This is a genomic window from Acinetobacter sp. NIPH 2699 (genome assembly GCF_022549355.1).
GTDB lineage: Bacteria > Pseudomonadota > Gammaproteobacteria > Pseudomonadales > Moraxellaceae > Acinetobacter.
Genome location: NZ_JAKZGL010000002.1, coordinates 60,594 through 77,224, shown reverse-complemented (window position 1 = coordinate 77,224; position 16,631 = coordinate 60,594). Strand labels below are relative to the sequence as shown.

Here is a 16,631-nt window from a genome sequence, read left to right as displayed (position 1 = left end):
TCCTAATTGAAGATGAATATTCTTGAACACGCCAGCTATTCAGCATCCGACGTAACCATAGAATCTCGAGAGCTGTTATTTCGAGGATTCATCCAAGTTGAGAAAGTGAGCCTAAAACATCGCCTCTTTCATCGAGCTGATTACTCACCGAGCATTCAACGTGAACTCGTTCATCGTCCTGAAGCCGCTGGCGTTTTATTATATAATGACCAACAACAACGCTTTGCACTCATTGAACAATTCCGTATCGGTGCATTCAATGATGCTGACTCAGCATGGCAACTCGAAATTATTGCGGGGGTGCTCGATGGAGATGAGTCTCCTGAAAGCTGTATTCGCCGAGAAACACTAGAAGAATCAGGTTGTGAAATCACGACATTAAAACACTTATTTAGCTTCTATCCCTCTGCTGGCGCTTGCTCTGAATTTTTTCATTTATATGTCGCAGAAGTTGAATTGCCAATAGATGGGGGCATTTTTGGGGTATCAGATGAAGGTGAAAATATTCAGCTTCATTTATTCGATTATTGCCAATTAGACATATTATTACACAATGGGCGGTTGAGAAATGCACCTGTAATTATGGCATTACAATGGCTTGCTCAACATATACAACAACAACGATAACAAGTCTGAGGGGCTAAAGACGGTGACATTCCAAGTCTCAACATCATCTCAACAAGATTTTGTGATGATACAGATTACTGATACCCATTTATTAGAGTATCCACATTTAGAGTTCGTTGGAATGCAGCCCGAACTGAGTTTTCGTGCCGTCATCGACTTGATGCGTGAACAACACCCTCAGATCGACCTCATTGTTCACACAGGTGATTTAGCCCAAACACCAACGCCTATGACCTATCAGCGCTATGTTCAACATATGCAAAGCCTCGGTATTCCCTTTTTTCACACGCCTGGCAATCATGATGATGTGACACATTTCCCATTCCATCAAGCCGACCAGACACAGCCTACAGTGATTGAACTAGGGAAATGGTGCATTATCCTACTGAATAGTGCTCAACCCCAACGCATCGACGGGAAAATTGCCGATATTCAGTTAAAACAGTTAACCGAACTCCTCCCCCAATTACAGGATCGTTATGTCATCATTGCCTGCCATCACCATCCATTTGCCATGGAATCTGCTTGGATTGATCAACACAAATTAAAAAATTCTTCTGATCTCCTAGAAATAGTTAAACCTTTTTCGAATATCAAAGCCATTGTTTGTGGACACGTCCATCAAGACTCTATTCATACATGGCAAGGCATTGAGTTTTTATCCACCCCATCGACTTGTATTCAATTTAAACCGAAAAGCGATAAATTTGCCTTAGATGAAGAACATCCGGGTTATCGCTACATCTGTCTCAAAGCCAATGGAGAGTTGGAAACTCAGGTTTACCGCTTATCTACATCTGAACGTTTAATCAGCTCAGAAGTTTTAGGTTATGACTAGCACCGATGAACAATGAACCAATGCTAAACTTTTGATTACAAATCACATCCATGATTTCTCACCAAATCTAGACAGGAATGACTACCATCTTGCTGAAAAAATCTATATGATGACGACCCCTGATGGAAAAAACCATCGAGAGTTTCTATAAAAACACTTGCATATCACCATATTTTTTGCGTATAGATAGTACGTGTAAGATGAGGAATGCCCTATATGGCGAATGACAACCAAAATCAAGTCTTGGATGAACAAACAGAAGTGATTGACGAGCAAAAAGCGCCTGTAAAACGTGTGCGCAAAACCAAAGCTAAAACCTCAGACGCTGGAACAACTGCCAGCTTGTTTGGTATCGCACCTTATCAGCCAAAGAAAAACGAAGAATACATGTCTGATGGACAACTGGAGCATTTCCGCCAGATCTTAAATGCGTGGAAAGCTGAGTTGATGTCAGAAGTTGATCGCACCTTAAACACCATGCAAGACGAGTCGTCAGCACTGCCTGATGTAAACGACCGCGCGACACAAGAAGAAGAGTTTGCGATTGAACTGCGCACACGCGACCGTGAGCGTAAATTGATTCGTAAAATCGAACAATCACTTGAGGCAATACAAGCAGGTGATTATGGTTTCTGCGAGACCTGTGGTATCGAAATCGGTTTACGTCGCTTAGAAGCACGTCCAACCGCGACCCAGTGTATTGACTGCAAAACTTTGGCTGAAATCAAAGAAAAGCAAAATAACGGATAAATTCTCCCTCAGCCCCTCCTTTTATTTAATGGAGGGGGAACGCCTCCCTGAGATGCGACCAGAGCATCGTAAGAAAGGGAGGTTGGGAGCAATTGAAAAATAAAAACACTTGCTTTATGCCCACACCAAAACCGTACATCGGACGTTTCGCTCCCTCTCCTACAGGTCCTTTACATTTTGGGTCATTAATCACTGCTGTTGCCAGCTATTGCGATGCCAAAGCCCATCAGGGCAAATGGTTGGTCCGTATTGAAGATACCGACATCCCACGTATCTATCCTCACAGTGAAGCACATATTCTTGCCTGTATTGATGCCTTTCAGCTTGAACCAGATAACGACATTATTTTTCAAAAAGATCGTTTAGATATTTATGAACAGGTGATTGAACAATTAAAATCATCTCAAGCCATTTATGCCTGTCAATGTACCCGAAAAATGCTCGGTTCCAATCATATTTATGCTGGAACATGTCGTGACTTAAAACTGGATTTTGCTCAACAAGCGATCCGCCTAAAAGTCGCCAATCAACCCATTTGCTTTGAAGATCGTCTACAAGGTCAACAGTGCTCAAACCTAGAACATGAACTCGGTGACTTTGTCTTAAAACGTCGTGATGGGATTATTAGTTATCAGTTGGCTGTCGTGGTTGATGATTATTTACAAGGCATAACACACGTCGTACGTGGCGCAGATTTACTAGATAATACAGCGCGACAAATTTGGCTTGGCTCTTTGCTCAACTATCCTTTATTAAGCTATATGCACCTTCCCCTAGCCATGAATGAGCAGGGCCAAAAACTCTCTAAGCAAAATCTAGCACAAGCCTTGGATGTGTCTAAAGCACCTAAATTATTACAACATGCCATTTCAGCCTTAGGCCAAGCGCAGGTTGAGCTTGATCAACCCCGAATCATGCTCCAACAAGCCGTTCAACAGTGGGATATGGATTTGATTCCTAGGGGCGATCATTTGACTGGAATCTACCAGTAGCCCATAAAAAGCCCCAAGCAACTACGTTCCATTGCTTAGGGCTTTTTTACTTTTAAATCAATTAGAAATTTGATTCTTCTTTGACAGGATTAAGCTCTTGTGTTGACGCATCAATTTTTAAAATCAAACTGATCATCGCCGCACACATCATCAGCGAAGTACCACCATAACTAATAAATGGCAGTGTTAAACCTTTGGTTGGCATCAAGCCCATATTCATGCCTGCATTCACCAAAATTTGTAGCAAGAAAATAATACTAATCCCATAAGCTAAATAACCTGCACGCAAGTAGTTATGCTGCAATGCACGATGCCCGATCTTGATACAGCATGCCAACATTGTGAATGAAAGGATCATGACCAAGGTCACACCCACAAAACCAAATTCTTCACCAAGGACAGCCAACATAAAATCGGTATGTGCTTCAGGAAGATAGGAAAGCTTTTGTACACTGTGCCCTAAACCTGTTCCAAACCACTCACCGCGTCCAAATGCCATCAGCGCATTAGATAGCTGATAACCGACACCCAATGGATCTGCCCACGGATTGGTAAAGGAAAGTAACCGTTGAAAGCGGAATGGCTCAAAGATAATCAGTGCGCTAATACCCGCCAAAATCGCACCCAACATGATCAGGAATTGAGTCGCAGGAGCACCAGCCAAAAAGAACACGCCCACCATCATCAATACAATCACGACAGTTGCACCAAGATCAGGCTCGGCGACAATGAAGCCAACCGTTAATGCCATGACCCCACTTAAACGCAACAAGCCTTTCCAATGCGTTCGAACCTCTTTGGCACGGCGTACAACATAATCCGCAGTAAAAATCGCCATCACAATTTTGGCAATTTCTGTAGGCTGCAAGGTAAAACTGCCGACTTTAATCCAACGATGTGCACCATTTACTTCAGTACCAACCAACAGTACCGCCAGTAACAATGCCATGGTAATGAGCCATAATAGGAATGCATTTTTAAACCACAGATTCAAAGAAATCCGATAGGTGAGAAAAGCAACCACTGATGCGACAACAATCGAAATACCATGACGAATCAAGAAGTAAAATGGGTTCTCATGAATATATTCAGCATAAGGCATCGATGCAGATGCCACCATCACCGAACCGAAACACAATAAAGAAATAACACAAAAAATGAGCAGATTACGTGCCGTCATTTCCGCTGGAAGCTTTGGCAGACGACTCAACAATTGCGAAATCTTTTGTGCCGTATTTTGGGCTAAATCAGCCATAGTGTTGTTCCTAGTTTTTATTTTCATTCAAGGCATGTACACATGCCACGAATTGATGTCCACGGTCATTATAGCTTTTAAACATATCAAAGCTTGCACACGCAGGAGAAAGTAACACCACATCTTCTGCTTGAGTTGCTTTCTGAGCAGCATCTACCGCCTCTTTTAAGCTACTCGCATGTTGGATGGCCGTCGTACCTTGTAGTGCTTGTTCAATCACTGCCGCATCTTCACCGATCAGTATCACCTGCTTCACATATTTTTGTATTGCATCACGTAACGGCTTGAAATCTTGTCCTTTGCCTTGACCACCTACGATCAATGCCAGTTTACCTTTGTTGGCTTCAATAGCAGCACCTAGACCATCAATAGCAGCCAGTGTTGCGCCGACGTTGGTACCTTTAGAATCATTGTAATAACGTACACCAGCAACAGTTTCAACATATTCACAACGATGTTCTAAACCTTTAAAGGTTTTCAGTGTTTCAAGCATAGATGACATTTCTAAGCCAATGGCTTCACCAAGTGCCAAACAAGCCAGTGCATTGGCAATATTGTGCAGACCTTGAATATAAAGATCCGAGCTTTTGATCAAGCGTTCACGGCCTCGTGCCAACCACATCCCGCCATCGGCTTCTCGAAGCACACCATATTGATTTAAATCAGGTGCATTCAGCCCAAAACTTTGCATCGGTATCACATCTGGAACCAATGGACGACTCAAACTATCATCACGGTTATGCACGACCTTTTTGACACCTTGGAAAATACGATGCTTGGCTTTGTGATAACCCAACATATCACCATGACGATCTAAATGATCTTCACTCATATTGAGCAACACAGCCACATCTGCATTGAGATGCGAAGTGGTTTCAAGTTGAAAACTCGAAAGCTCCAATACAATCAGTTCAGGTTGATCCTTGAGTAAATCCAACGCTGGACGCCCAAGATTACCCCCTACAGCCACTTCCCTGCCCGCATCTGCGGCCATTAAACCGATGAGTGTCGTCACTGTACTTTTTGCATTTGACCCTGTAATCGCAACAATAGGAACTTCAGTCACGCGGCGGAGTAACTGGATATCACTCACCACAGGAATTCCTTGGGCAATCGCTTGTTGAATCTCTGGCAGTTGTGGAGCAAGCCCGGGACTTAAAATAATTTCTTCTGCTTGAAGCAAAAGATCCGTATCTAATTTTCCAAAACTCGTTCGCACGTTTTCAGGAATTTGATCGTGTCCTGGGGGTGTTGTTCGAGAGTCCGTTACTGCAACTTGGTAGCCTTGTTCATGCAGAAAGTTTACTGCTGACACGCCTGAAATACCCAAGCCTGCCACAACTTTTAATCCACCACGTTGTATTAACATTTTTGCCCCATTTATTACGGATCACGGAATGGCAAAAATGTTAGCACTTTACTGTTTTAAATGCTTTTTCAGTTTTAGTTTTATTCAGTCTTTTTTGTGTCAGTGCGTAAAACCATTAAAAAAATTGCCCATATCCTTAAATATGGGCAATCAGTAGATTTCTAACGCCATTTCACCGTTTGAATGGCTTCTGGCTTTTTAGCGGTCGCTTCATCAGTAGGGCAACCACAATTTCCACCACAACCCGCCACCGCTTTAGGTTTTAACCATTTCGCCAAACGCTGCCAACCTAAACGCTGGCACAGATTTGACACAGCAAGAAATACTGAACCTGCTGTTTGAGGAAATACCTTTTTAAAAACAACAGTGGTACTCCATAGCAGCAGTACCGCAATAATGAAGTATTCAAACATAAGCTTCTCCTTTTAACCCCAAATGCTTGATGCGATTTGGTAAGTGAAGAAAGACATCAAATAAGCCAATCCAAACAGATAAGCCGTCATGATGCTCACATGTTTCCAAGAACCTGTTTCACGACGTACCGTTGCCAAAGTCGCGAGGCAGTGCGGTGCATAAATAAACCACACCAATAAAGACAAACCTGTTGCCAATGACCAACCTGAACCATCAGCACTGATTAAGCTCGCCAAACCCTCGGCAATGGCATCATCATCAGCACCAGACAATGCATAAACAGTACCTAATGCGGCAACCACCACTTCACGTGCCGCCATTGCGGGGATCAATGCAATACAAATTTGCCAGTTAAAACCAAGTGGCGCAAAAATAGGTTGCATCAAATGACCCAACATCCCAGCAAAACTATAATCAATCGCTGCTCGAGTTGCGTCTTCTGGCGCTTGAGGGAAGGTACACAAAAACCAAAGTAAAATCGAGAGGGCGAAAATGATTCCACCGACGCGTTTTAAGAAAATTTTGCCTCGGTCTAATAAACCAATTGCCACACTTCTGATGTCGGGAATACGATAACTTGGTAACTCCAGTAACAATGCATGCTGTGATTTATCCTTTTGTAAAAACTTCGTCACAAAGGCAACACACAAAGCACTGACAATACCTGCCATATATAAACCGAACAGCACCAAACCTTGCAGATTAAAAATCCCCAACACGGTTTGACTTGGAATAAATGCAGCAATTAACAGCGCATAAACAGGTAAGCGCGCAGAACAGGTCATCAACGGCGCAACCATAATCGTGGTAAAACGATCCCGATGGTCGCTAATACTCCGCGTCGCCATAATTCCTGGAATTGCGCAAGCAAAGCTAGACAATAACGGAATAAACGCACGCCCGCTCAAACCTGCTTTAAACATTAATTTATCAAGTAAAAATGCCGCGCGGGGTAAATAACCCGATTCTTCTAACACCAAAATAAAGAAGAATAGAATTAAAATTTGTGGCAAAAACACCACCACACTGCCCGCCCCAGCAATAATCCCATCCACCACTAAACTGTTCAGCAACGGATTCGCAATGGATTCGCCCAATATCTCACCGAACCAAGCAAAAAAGTCCTCAATACCATCCATAAAAGGCGCAGCCCAAGCAAAAACAGCTTGGAACACAACAAACATCATTACAGCAAGGCTGAGTAGACCCAACACTGGATGTAAAAATATTTTATCCAGAAAATCAGTACGTTTATCTTCCTGATCAACAAAGCTCACCACGTCTTTGAAAATCACTTCGATTTTCTGATGATGCTCACCAGTCAAACCACTGAGCTCAGTTTGCGGGATTGAATATTTTTCTTGTTCTAAAGCATGTCGTAAATTCTCGATACCTGCGTTGCGTACAGCAACCGTTTCAACCACAGGTACACCTAAGCGTTGTGATAGCTTCTGTGTATTGATCTGGATACCACGACGACGTGCCTCATCCATCATGTTCAATACAACCAGTATCGGACGCCCAAGCTCAATCATTTCTAAAACTAAACCCAGATGTAGTTTTAAATTGGTTGCATCCACCACACATAAGAAGGCATCTTGCTGCCCTTCTTCTGCAATTGTACCGTTGCAAACATCACGGGTAATTTCTTCATCTGGACTGGTTGCTTGTAGGCTATAAGTTCCCGGCAAATCGAGTACACGTACACTTTTGCCTGACGGTAACTGGAAATGTCCAACCTTACGCTCAACCGTTACACCCGCATAGTTGGCAACTTTCTGACGGGTTCCTGTCAAATGGTTAAATAAAGAGGTCTTACCACAGTTTGGATTTCCCACAAGGGCAACACGTAGCGCATCACTCATGCAGGTACTCCTTCTAGTTGAATCTCAATTTTGTCGGCTTCAGCTTTACGCAATGCGAAGCGCGTAAAACCGATCTGGATTAGAATTGGGTCACCACCAAAAATACCTTTGGTCACCACTTGTACTTGTGTACCTGGCACAAAGCCTAAACTCTCTAAACGAACCGCCACAAGATCTGCATGTTCCGTATCATCGACTGAGCGATTGACGTTGGTAATCACCGCTGTTTGCTTGACTTTTAATGCTGATAAACGCACTACTTCTCACCATAAACCTTTTTCATCAAGTATACAGACAAATGAGAATAATTACCAAAAGCAGTCTCAATGACATTTACAAGAATCCTTCAATCGACAAGCCTTTTGTTTTCTTTTACAGTGCCAACAAATAATGCATATCTGAACTGTCATGTTAAATAAAAAACCGCGCATCCCTGTCGCTGTGACCATCCCCGAACATTTAAGTTTTTTACAGGGTTTTCGTGATTATTTAGTAGCACAAACCGTAAGCCCCCATACTCGCAATGCGTATTTATCCGATCTGATTCAATGTAGTGAATTACACAAAAATGGCTTATTACCACAATGGAGCAGTGATGATATTGCGGATGTATTGATTGCATTGACCAAAGCGGGCAAGAGCCCTCGCTCTATCGCACGCTGCTTGTCCGCTTTACGTCAATTTTATAAATTTTTAAGAGAACAAAAACTCAGAGATGACAATCCTGTTGCCACGCATCAATCACCGAAAATCGGTCGGGCGCTCCCCAAAGACTTATCCGAACAGGATGTAGAAGCTTTAATTCAAGCACCAAACGTTGAAACGGCTTTAGGATTAAGAGATCGTGCCATGTTAGAGGTTTTATATGCCTGTGGTTTACGTGTTTCGGAGTTACTCAATCTGCGTTTAGAACTGATCAACCTCAAACAGGGGTTCTTGCGTATTACTGGTAAAGGCAATAAAGAACGTCTTGTGCCACTTGGGCAATATGCTTGCGAGTGGATTGAAAAATATTTAGCAGAATCTCGACCACAATTGTATAAAAGCAGTACCGATTATTTATTTTTGACCCAACAGGGTGGAATTATGAGTCGTCAAAATTTTTGGTATGCGATTAAACGCTATGCGCTACAAGCCAATATTCAGACTGAACTATCGCCTCATACCTTACGCCACGCTTTTGCAACACACCTTTTAAATCATGGTGCTGATTTACGTGTTGTACAAATGCTGCTCGGACACAGTGATCTTTCCACAACGCAAATTTATACCCATGTTGCACAACATCGGATGCAACAACTACATACCAAACACCATCCACGTGGCTGAAATGACCTTTTATCTGAGAATCAACGAGAACATCTTCTCATTCACAGAGTGTCAGCAAGATTTAACGAAGTCATTTGATTTTTTTGGTATGCTAAGCCGCTTATACACATGAATACGTACAAAAAGGTTCTTTATGGTGTTTACTCGATCTCAGCTTGTACTTGCTTGTACATTAGCCTCAACATTATTGGTCAGTGCTTGCTCAAAAGAAAATTCAGCACAAAAACAAGATACGCTCACAGCAAGTACACCTGCGACAGGTGAAGCATCCACGTTAAATGAGCGGAATACGCAACAACGTTTGACCGCGACCTTAGAAAAGAATTTTAAAACAGCTAAAATTAACGCCAAAATCGTTGCGATACAAAGAACTGAAGTCCCCAACTTATTCTGGGTCAACCTTGAAGGGATGGGCTCTGTTTATGCAACCAGTGATGGTCAATATATTATTCAAGGGGATGTCATTCGCTTGGGAGACAAGCAATTACACAATGTCAGCGAAGCATTACAAGCCACTGAGAATAAAAAACACTTGGCCTCATTAAAAAATGAAGACCTGATTGTTTATCCAGCCAAAGGCGGTAAAGCCAAACATATCGTGTATGTCTTCACCGATTCGAGCTGCCCATACTGCCACCGGCTACATGAAAATATTCCTGCCATAAACGAGAAAGGCATTGAGATTCGTTATATTGCATGGCCTCGTGGTGAGCAATTTATGCCGACTATGCAAGCGATTTGGTGTAGTAAGGACCGTAAAGCTGCATTTGATCAAGCGATTCAGGGCTTACCAGTTTCAGCCGCTGAATGTAAAAATCCTGTTAATGATCAATACCAACTCGGTTTAAATATGGGCGTGAATGGTACTCCTGCAATTTATAATGTTGACGGTGAGTATTTAGGTGGCTATATGACTGCGGATGAAATCGCTCAACGCTTAAACAAATAAATCTTTTCTCTACCGCTAGAAAAGAACGACTTGGGCGACAGATTAAAGATGATCTTAGCCCTAGTGTCGCTGCATTTTTTTAGCTATGATCAAGCTTCATTAAAATGATTGAATAAAATGGAGTGTGACGTGAAACCAGTTCGTCTGGCGATACTCGGTCTTGGTACTGTTGGTGGTGGAGCCCTTAAATTACTACAAGAAAATGCTGCTGAAATTAAACGCCGCACTGGTCGAGAAATTCAAATTACACACGTAGGCACACGCCGTCCACGTCCAGATCTACAACTCGCAGGAATTCAGCAAAGCGCTGATCTGATGGAAATTGTGCGTCAACCAGATGTTGATGTGGTTGTGGAAGTCATGGGTGGGATTCATCCTGCTTATGAACTGATTATGGAAGCGATTAAACATGGCAAGCAAGTCGTAACGGCAAACAAAGCCCTACTTGCTGAACATGGCAATGAACTGTTTAAAGCTGCTGAAGATAATGCGGTACAAATCGCCTATGAAGCAGCCGTTGCGGGTGGTATTCCAATTATTAAAGTGATTCGTGAAGGTCTTGCTGCCAACCATATTCAATGGCTGGCTGGGATTATTAACGGAACAGGTAACTTTATCCTCACCGAAATGCGTGAAAAAGGTCGTGCATTTGCAGATGTCTTGGCAGAAGCGCAACAACTTGGTTACGCTGAAGCTGACCCAACCTTCGATGTTGAAGGGATTGATGCTGCACACAAGCTGACGATTTTAGCCTCTTGTGCTTTTGGTATCCCACTTCAATTTAACAAGGTGTATACCGAAGGCATCAGCAAAATCACCGCGCAAGATGTGAAATATGCTGAAGAACTGGGTTTCCGTATCAAGCATTTAGGTATTGCTCGCCGCGCAGCCAACGGGATTGAACTTCGTGTACATCCAACCTTGATCCCTGCTGAACAGCTAATTGCCAATGTAAACGGCGTTAAAAATGCAGTCTTGGTACAAGCGCATGCTGTGGGCCCAACACTTTATTACGGCGCAGGTGCGGGTGCAAGTCCAACAGCGTCTGCCGTTGTGGCGGATGTGATTGATATTGTTCGTGACATCTCGTATACCGAAGATGGTGCAGGTACCATTCCTCAATTGGCATTTGAAGCCTTAGCGGATATGCCAATTTTAAGCCGTGAAGAAATGACCACGGGATACTACATCCGTCTAAATGCCGAAGATCAAACAGGTGTATTAGCTGATGTCACCGCGATTTTAAGCCGTACAGGTATTAGTATTGATGCCATTATGCAGCAATCTCGCCTAAAAGATTTGATTCCAATCGTGATCTTAACGGATCCAATTGTTGAATCGAAAATGGATGAAGCGCTTGCACAAATTCAAGCATTACCTGCAATTCATGGCGAAATCGTAAGAATTCGTTTAGAATCGCTCGATAGTTAATCAGGTTTTTAAATCCCCCTAAATCCCCCTTTTCGAAGGGGGGCTTGCACAACACCAAGCCCCTTTTGAAAACAAAGATTTAAAATATCTATATATTGGAACACCATCATGTCGAATGCCAATCGTTATACTGGTCTTGTAGATCGTTATCGTGACCGTTTACCTGTATCTGCAACTACGCGTGCAATTTCTTTAGGTGAAGGTAATACACCACTCATTAAACTAGAGAATATCCCACGCATTATTGGTAAAAACGTTGAAATTTACGTGAAATACGAAGGTCTTAACCCGACGGGTTCGTTTAAAGACCGTGGTATGACCATGGCGGTGACCAAAGCAGTTGAAGAAGGTTCTAAAGCAATTATCTGTGCATCTACAGGTAATACTTCAGCAGCCGCAGCAGCTTATGCAGCACGTGCAGGCATTAAAGCATTTGTCTTGATTCCAGAAGGCAAGATTGCCATGGGTAAAATGGCTCAGGCGATGATGTACGGTGCGATTACCATGCAAATCCGTGGTAACTTCGATGATGGTATGCGTCTGGTTAAAGAAGTGGCAGATCAAGCACCTGTCACTATTGTGAACTCAATCAATCCTTACCGTTTACAAGGTCAAAAAACCATTGCTTATGAAATCGTTGAAGCTTTAGGTCGTGCACCTGATTATCACTGCCTACCTGTTGGTAATGCAGGTAACATCACTGCACACTGGATGGGCTATACTGAAGCTGTTGCCAATCAACCTGCTGATCAATTTGAGCAAGTGATTTATGATGCAGCTACAGATCAGTTCACAGGACCTAAACCAGAAGGCTTACCGACTATGGTCGGTTATCAGGCGGCTGGTGCTGCACCGTTCTTACGTGGTGCACCTGTAGAAAACCCTGAAACGGTTGCAACTGCGATTCGTATTGGTAATCCACAAAGCTGGAACCATGCAAAAGCTGTAGTACGTGATTCTAAAGGCTGGTTTGATGAACTGACAGATGCTGAAATCTTAGAAGCTCAACGTTTACTTTCCATGTATGAAGGTGTCTTTGTAGAACCTGCATCAGCAGCGTCGATCGGTGGTGCAATCCGTGATCTTAAAGCAGGTAAAATCGCTGAAGGTTCTGTGATCGTCTGTACTGTGACAGGTAATGGCTTAAAAGATCCTGATACTGCCATCAAGCAATGCGCTGATGCCGTGATGTTGTCAATTGACGCAACTATGGATCAAGTGAAAGATTCGATTCTTTCTAATATGTAAGTATAAATTCTTAAATGAAAAAACCAGTTGCATGCAACTGGTTTTTTATTTGCTCAATGATAATTAAACACGTTTTGGTAAAGAATTTAACCATGTCAGCAAGTTGGTTGCATCACTATTACGTGCTTGTGTACTTGGCGCACCCAATAACACCACAACCGCTGGACGTGAATTCACGGTGGTATGCATCACCACACAGCGTCCTGCTTCATTGATATAGCCAGTTTTAGACAAATTAATATTCCAGCCACCATTGCGTACAAGCGCGTTGGTATTGTTTGACTTCAACACACGATAACCGAGATTAAAATCATAGGTCGGTGTGGTTGAAAATTGGCGTATCAAGCCATACTGCGATGCGGTACTGACCAGAATGCCTAAGTCACGTGCCGATGAAACATTGCCAGGATGTAAACCTGTTGACTCCACATAATGCGTCGCGGTCATCCCCAATTGTTTTGCTTTGCTGTTCATCGCTGCATAAAAAGCCGTACGCCCACCTGGGTAAGTCCGCGCTAAAGCAGCAGCAGCAGGATTTTCTGATTTCATCAAAGCGAATAACAATAATTCTGCTCGATTCATACTATCGCCTGCGCGCAGTGTAGAACTTGAGTTTTTCCCACCCGCACCAGCAAAATCAATGCTCTGTAAGGTAATTTCTTCCGACATGTTCAATCGAGCATCAGCAGTAACCACGGCTGTCATGACTTTGGTGATTGATGCAATTGGCAAAGCTGAGTTGGTATTTTTGCTATACAGCACTTCACCGGTTTGCGCATCCATCACCAATGCAGCACGTGCATTGACCGAGGGTTGACTGATTGAGCCAGAAGTATCGCGGATTTGAACACTTTGTTGCGGCGTTGAGGATGAACTAATCGTAGCAGAACCACCACTACGTAACGTCGTCGTTACCGACGTAGAACCTTGTGGAGCAAGCAGCTCCAATGACTCATCATCGTTCATCAGTTGATTGACATCACTGGCCGACCAGCTCAATGAGGCTGAACCACTCTCAATCGAAGACGCTGAATTGTTATTGACAACTAATTCAGCAAAACTTGTTGAACTCCAAGCCAACAAGATAGACATGCCTAAGACATGCATGACAGATTTTTTAGCATTTTTCACGACACAATACTCAACTCAGGATGCTGCACATTTGCGCTTACTATCATTATGCCTTACATTTGAGCATATTGGGTAAAGCTTTTATAGACACAATTGTGTACAACTATTCTCTTAAAATGAAGAATAGCATTGCTAATTTTGTCATTTCATTGCAAGCTAATTTTGCTTTATGTAACAAAAAACCAATTTTTTGATAAAGGAGGTCTTCTTGATCACTGTTCTCGTTGTTGATGATCATGAACTCGTACGCACAGGTATTTGTCGTATGTTAGAAGACCACCCAGAAGTTGAGGTCATTGGACAGGCCGAATCTGGAGAAGACGCGATCGCGATCGTTCGTCAAAAACACCCTCAGGTTGTGCTTCTGGATGTAAACATGCCGGGGATTGGTGGTGTAGAAACCACACGACGCTTATTACAAAGTGCGCCTGAGACCAAAGTCATTGCTGTGAGTGGTTTAGCCGAGGAACCTTATCCGTCACTTTTACTTAAAGCTGGTGCAAAAGGATACATTACCAAAGGTGCACCGATTGCGGAAATGGTTCGTGCGATTAACAAAGTGATGCTGGGTGGTAAATATTTCAGTGCTGACATTGCTGAACAACTGGCCAGCTCCTATCTTTCTGATACACAACAATCCCCTTTTGATGCTTTGTCTGAACGTGAAATGCAAGTGGCAATGATGGTGGTCAACTGTATTAGCGCTCAAGAAATTGCGGATAAATTATTTGTAAGTGTGAAGACGGTCAACACCTATCGTTATCGTATTTTTGAAAAACTGGCAATTGATAGTGATGTCAAACTCACCCATCTTGCGATTCGTTATGGACTCATTAAACCTTAAACACTTGTGAATCGCCTATGTTGGGAAAAATTGCATCCTCAGTGTCACAAACCATTTACCAACTAGGCACTTGGTATAGCGGATATCGTCTGATTATTTCCGTTAGCTTACTGCTTATTTATCTGTTAACTGCTGAGCAACTCTCCAACAATTATATTTACCCATCTTTATATTTCTATACGCTGATTGCTTATGTGACGCTCAATATCAGTCAGCTTTTATTTCTAAGATTGGTTCCATCACAAATTAATAAACAGCTGATATTGATCTTCATCATTGATGTGATCTGCTTAAGTATCATCACCTTTTCAGCAGGTGGCCCCAATCTGCAACTCAGCTTACTCTACGTCATTATTATTTTTTCATCCGCGATCTTACTCGATGCTCGACTTTCCCTGATTATTACCCTTTTTGCTGTCATCATGGTGGTTTACCAACGGTTTATTGGCAATTTCCTCGATTACAACAACTTAAATCATTTGGGCAATAGCCTTCTGCTGGCATTTCTCTTTTTCGTGGTATTTGCGATTGGTCGTATTGCGGTACAACGTTTTAATCTTTTAGAAGCCTTGACCTTTCATCAATCCATTGAAATCCACCAACTCCAGAATATTAACCGCTATATTCTTGAACAAATTGAAGATGGCTATTTGGTGCTAGATGAAAGCAATCATATTGTATTGACCAATCCAGCCGCCAATACCCTGTTAGGCATTCACGTGCCTGTCTCGACCGAAAAAACGCCTCTCATGAAGTGGCAACCCGATTTATTTGAACTGATTAAATTTAGTGACTTAGAGGATGGTGAACAATTTACATTTGAGTCACAACAAAGTCTGTATACCGTCAATATTCGGGTTAAACATTTGATCGTTCCCGAACAAGCGCTGGTGTTATTGGTTTTAAAAGATGCGCAGAAACTCACGCAACAAGTACAACAATTAAAATTAGCTGCGCTTGGGCAACTCTCGGCTAGCATTGCCCATGAAATTCGTAATCCTTTGGCGGCGATTGTTCAAGCCAATGAGTTATTCAAAGCCAGTGATGCCCATCAACAAGAAATGTTATCACGCATGATTAGCAAGCAAGCCAAGCGGATTGACTGCATTGTGCAAGATACCTTATCGATGGCACGTAACAAGCCGACAGAGCCTCAAATTATTGATCTAAACATGTTCTTTGAGAGTCTCTGCAATGAAGACTTAGCTGATGTCAAACACATGATTCAGCTCAATCTTCCTGAACAGGTCCACGTTTTATTTGATGACAAACAATTACGCCAAGTGCTGATTAATTTAATTCGAAATGCATTGCGACATAATGCCTCAGATGCCCCTTATATTGAGATTGAAGTTCACTCAAATGAAGGGCGAACGTGCATTGATGTCATTGATTTTGGTACTGGCGTTGCAAAACGTGACCTTTCTCAGCTGTTTAAACCATTTTTTAGTACCGAAATTAAAGGAACTGGTTTAGGATTGTATTTGTCTCATACATTTTGTGAGGCAAATCATGCAAAGCTCACTTATGTAGAGCGACAACAAGGAGCATGCTTCAGGATTGAGTGCTCAATAATTAATTGATTAAAT

At 42.5% G+C, this 16,631-nt stretch carries 16 protein-coding genes; 10 read left to right on the top strand and 6 right to left on the bottom strand.

Annotated elements, in window-relative coordinates:
• Positions 1-12 precede the first annotated feature (12 nt).
• The 4 genes from MMP72_RS02305 to gluQRS all read left to right on the top strand — a co-directional run bounded on the left by MMP72_RS02305 (position 13) and on the right by gluQRS (position 3,207).
• Positions 13-627, top strand: a complete 615-nt coding sequence (locus MMP72_RS02305; protein ID WP_241314156.1) for an NUDIX domain-containing protein — start codon at positions 13-15, stop codon at positions 625-627.
• 22 nt (positions 628-649) lie between these two features.
• On the top strand, positions 650-1,465 hold the full coding sequence (gene cpdA / locus MMP72_RS02300) for a 3',5'-cyclic-AMP phosphodiesterase (RefSeq protein WP_241314154.1): 816 nt from the start codon (positions 650-652) through the stop codon (positions 1,463-1,465).
• Positions 1,466-1,681: 216 nt separating this feature from the next.
• The gene (gene dksA / locus MMP72_RS02295; protein WP_241314152.1) at positions 1,682-2,215 is read left to right on the top strand and encodes an RNA polymerase-binding protein DksA; all 534 of its coding nucleotides are present in this window, start codon (positions 1,682-1,684) and stop codon (positions 2,213-2,215) included.
• Between the two features lie 116 nt (positions 2,216-2,331).
• Positions 2,332-3,207, top strand: a complete 876-nt coding sequence (gluQRS, locus tag MMP72_RS02290) for a tRNA glutamyl-Q(34) synthetase GluQRS (protein WP_241314559.1) — start codon at positions 2,332-2,334, stop codon at positions 3,205-3,207.
• Between the two features lie 61 nt (positions 3,208-3,268).
• Here gluQRS and ftsW read toward each other — a convergent pair whose 3' ends face one another.
• The 5 genes from ftsW to MMP72_RS02265 all read right to left on the bottom strand — a co-directional run bounded on the left by ftsW (position 3,269) and on the right by MMP72_RS02265 (position 8,367).
• On the bottom strand, positions 3,269-4,462 hold the full coding sequence (gene ftsW / locus MMP72_RS02285; protein ID WP_241314150.1) for a putative lipid II flippase FtsW: 1,194 nt from the start codon (positions 4,460-4,462) through the stop codon (positions 3,269-3,271).
• A 10-nt stretch (positions 4,463-4,472) separates the two neighbouring features.
• Positions 4,473-5,831, bottom strand: a complete 1,359-nt coding sequence (gene murD, locus MMP72_RS02280) for a UDP-N-acetylmuramoyl-L-alanine--D-glutamate ligase (RefSeq protein ID WP_241314148.1) — start codon at positions 5,829-5,831, stop codon at positions 4,473-4,475.
• Positions 5,832-5,992: 161 nt separating this feature from the next.
• Positions 5,993-6,244 (bottom strand): DUF6587 family protein, encoded by a 252-nt coding sequence (locus MMP72_RS02275; RefSeq protein ID WP_241314146.1) that lies wholly within the window; start codon positions 6,242-6,244, stop codon positions 5,993-5,995.
• A 12-nt stretch (positions 6,245-6,256) separates the two neighbouring features.
• Positions 6,257-8,110, bottom strand: a complete 1,854-nt coding sequence (locus MMP72_RS02270) for a ferrous iron transporter B (RefSeq protein WP_241314144.1) — start codon at positions 8,108-8,110, stop codon at positions 6,257-6,259.
• Complete coding sequence (locus tag MMP72_RS02265; protein ID WP_241314142.1) at positions 8,107-8,367, bottom strand: FeoA family protein; 261 nt, start codon at positions 8,365-8,367, stop codon at positions 8,107-8,109. Before MMP72_RS02265 ends, MMP72_RS02270 begins: the two co-directional genes overlap by 4 nt.
• A 151-nt stretch (positions 8,368-8,518) precedes the next feature.
• Between MMP72_RS02265 and xerD the strand changes: the two genes are divergently transcribed.
• The 4 genes from xerD to thrC all read left to right on the top strand — a co-directional run bounded on the left by xerD (position 8,519) and on the right by thrC (position 13,067).
• The gene (xerD, locus tag MMP72_RS02260; protein ID WP_241314140.1) at positions 8,519-9,439 is read left to right on the top strand and encodes a site-specific tyrosine recombinase XerD; all 921 of its coding nucleotides are present in this window, start codon (positions 8,519-8,521) and stop codon (positions 9,437-9,439) included.
• 133 nt (positions 9,440-9,572) lie between these two features.
• Complete coding sequence (locus MMP72_RS02255) at positions 9,573-10,388, top strand: DsbC family protein (RefSeq protein WP_241314137.1); 816 nt, start codon at positions 9,573-9,575, stop codon at positions 10,386-10,388.
• Positions 10,389-10,517: 129 nt separating this feature from the next.
• Positions 10,518-11,819: a homoserine dehydrogenase gene (locus tag MMP72_RS02250; RefSeq protein WP_004668219.1), complete on the top strand. Its 1,302-nt coding sequence runs from the start codon at positions 10,518-10,520 to the stop codon at positions 11,817-11,819.
• A 108-nt stretch (positions 11,820-11,927) separates the two neighbouring features.
• Positions 11,928-13,067, top strand: a complete 1,140-nt coding sequence (gene thrC / locus MMP72_RS02245) for a threonine synthase (RefSeq protein WP_004668218.1) — start codon at positions 11,928-11,930, stop codon at positions 13,065-13,067.
• A 63-nt stretch (positions 13,068-13,130) separates the two neighbouring features.
• On the opposite strand, the gene pbpG is transcribed toward thrC, so the two are convergent.
• A complete protein-coding gene (pbpG, locus tag MMP72_RS02240) occupies positions 13,131-14,198 on the bottom strand; it encodes a D-alanyl-D-alanine endopeptidase PBP7/8 (RefSeq protein ID WP_241314135.1) in 1,068 nt (355 codons plus the stop codon).
• A gap of 208 nt (positions 14,199-14,406) precedes the next feature.
• Between pbpG and MMP72_RS02235 the strand changes: the two genes are divergently transcribed.
• Together MMP72_RS02235 and MMP72_RS02230 are read left to right on the top strand one after the other, a co-directional pair.
• Positions 14,407-15,042 carry a response regulator gene (locus MMP72_RS02235; protein ID WP_241314133.1) on the top strand — a complete coding sequence of 212 codons (636 nt, stop codon included), beginning with the start codon at positions 14,407-14,409 and terminating at the stop codon, positions 15,040-15,042.
• A gap of 17 nt (positions 15,043-15,059) precedes the next feature.
• Entirely contained in the window at positions 15,060-16,625 is a 1,566-nt protein-coding gene (locus MMP72_RS02230; protein WP_241314131.1) for an ATP-binding protein, read from the top strand.
• Positions 16,626-16,631 lie beyond the last annotated feature (6 nt).

What these genes read in the sequence shown, in the direction of transcription:
- gluQRS (WP_241314559.1), top strand. Translation starts at nt 2,332, where the DNA reads ATGCCCACACCAAAACCGTACATCGGACGTTTCGCTCCCTCTCCTACA.
- MMP72_RS02255 (WP_241314137.1), top strand. Translation starts at nt 9,573, where the DNA reads ATGGTGTTTACTCGATCTCAGCTTGTACTTGCTTGTACATTAGCCTCA.
- ftsW (WP_241314150.1), bottom strand. Translation starts at nt 4,462, where the DNA reads ATGGCTGATTTAGCCCAAAATACGGCACAAAAGATTTCGCAATTGTTG.
- MMP72_RS02305 (WP_241314156.1), top strand. Translation starts at nt 13, where the DNA reads ATGAATATTCTTGAACACGCCAGCTATTCAGCATCCGACGTAACCATA.
- murD (WP_241314148.1), bottom strand. Translation starts at nt 5,831, where the DNA reads ATGTTAATACAACGTGGTGGATTAAAAGTTGTGGCAGGCTTGGGTATT.
- MMP72_RS02230 (WP_241314131.1), top strand. Translation starts at nt 15,060, where the DNA reads ATGTTGGGAAAAATTGCATCCTCAGTGTCACAAACCATTTACCAACTA.
- dksA (WP_241314152.1), top strand. Translation starts at nt 1,682, where the DNA reads ATGGCGAATGACAACCAAAATCAAGTCTTGGATGAACAAACAGAAGTG.
- MMP72_RS02275 (WP_241314146.1), bottom strand. Translation starts at nt 6,244, where the DNA reads ATGTTTGAATACTTCATTATTGCGGTACTGCTGCTATGGAGTACCACT.
- MMP72_RS02270 (WP_241314144.1), bottom strand. Translation starts at nt 8,110, where the DNA reads ATGAGTGATGCGCTACGTGTTGCCCTTGTGGGAAATCCAAACTGTGGT.
- xerD (WP_241314140.1), top strand. Translation starts at nt 8,519, where the DNA reads ATGTTAAATAAAAAACCGCGCATCCCTGTCGCTGTGACCATCCCCGAA.
- thrC (WP_004668218.1), top strand. Translation starts at nt 11,928, where the DNA reads ATGTCGAATGCCAATCGTTATACTGGTCTTGTAGATCGTTATCGTGAC.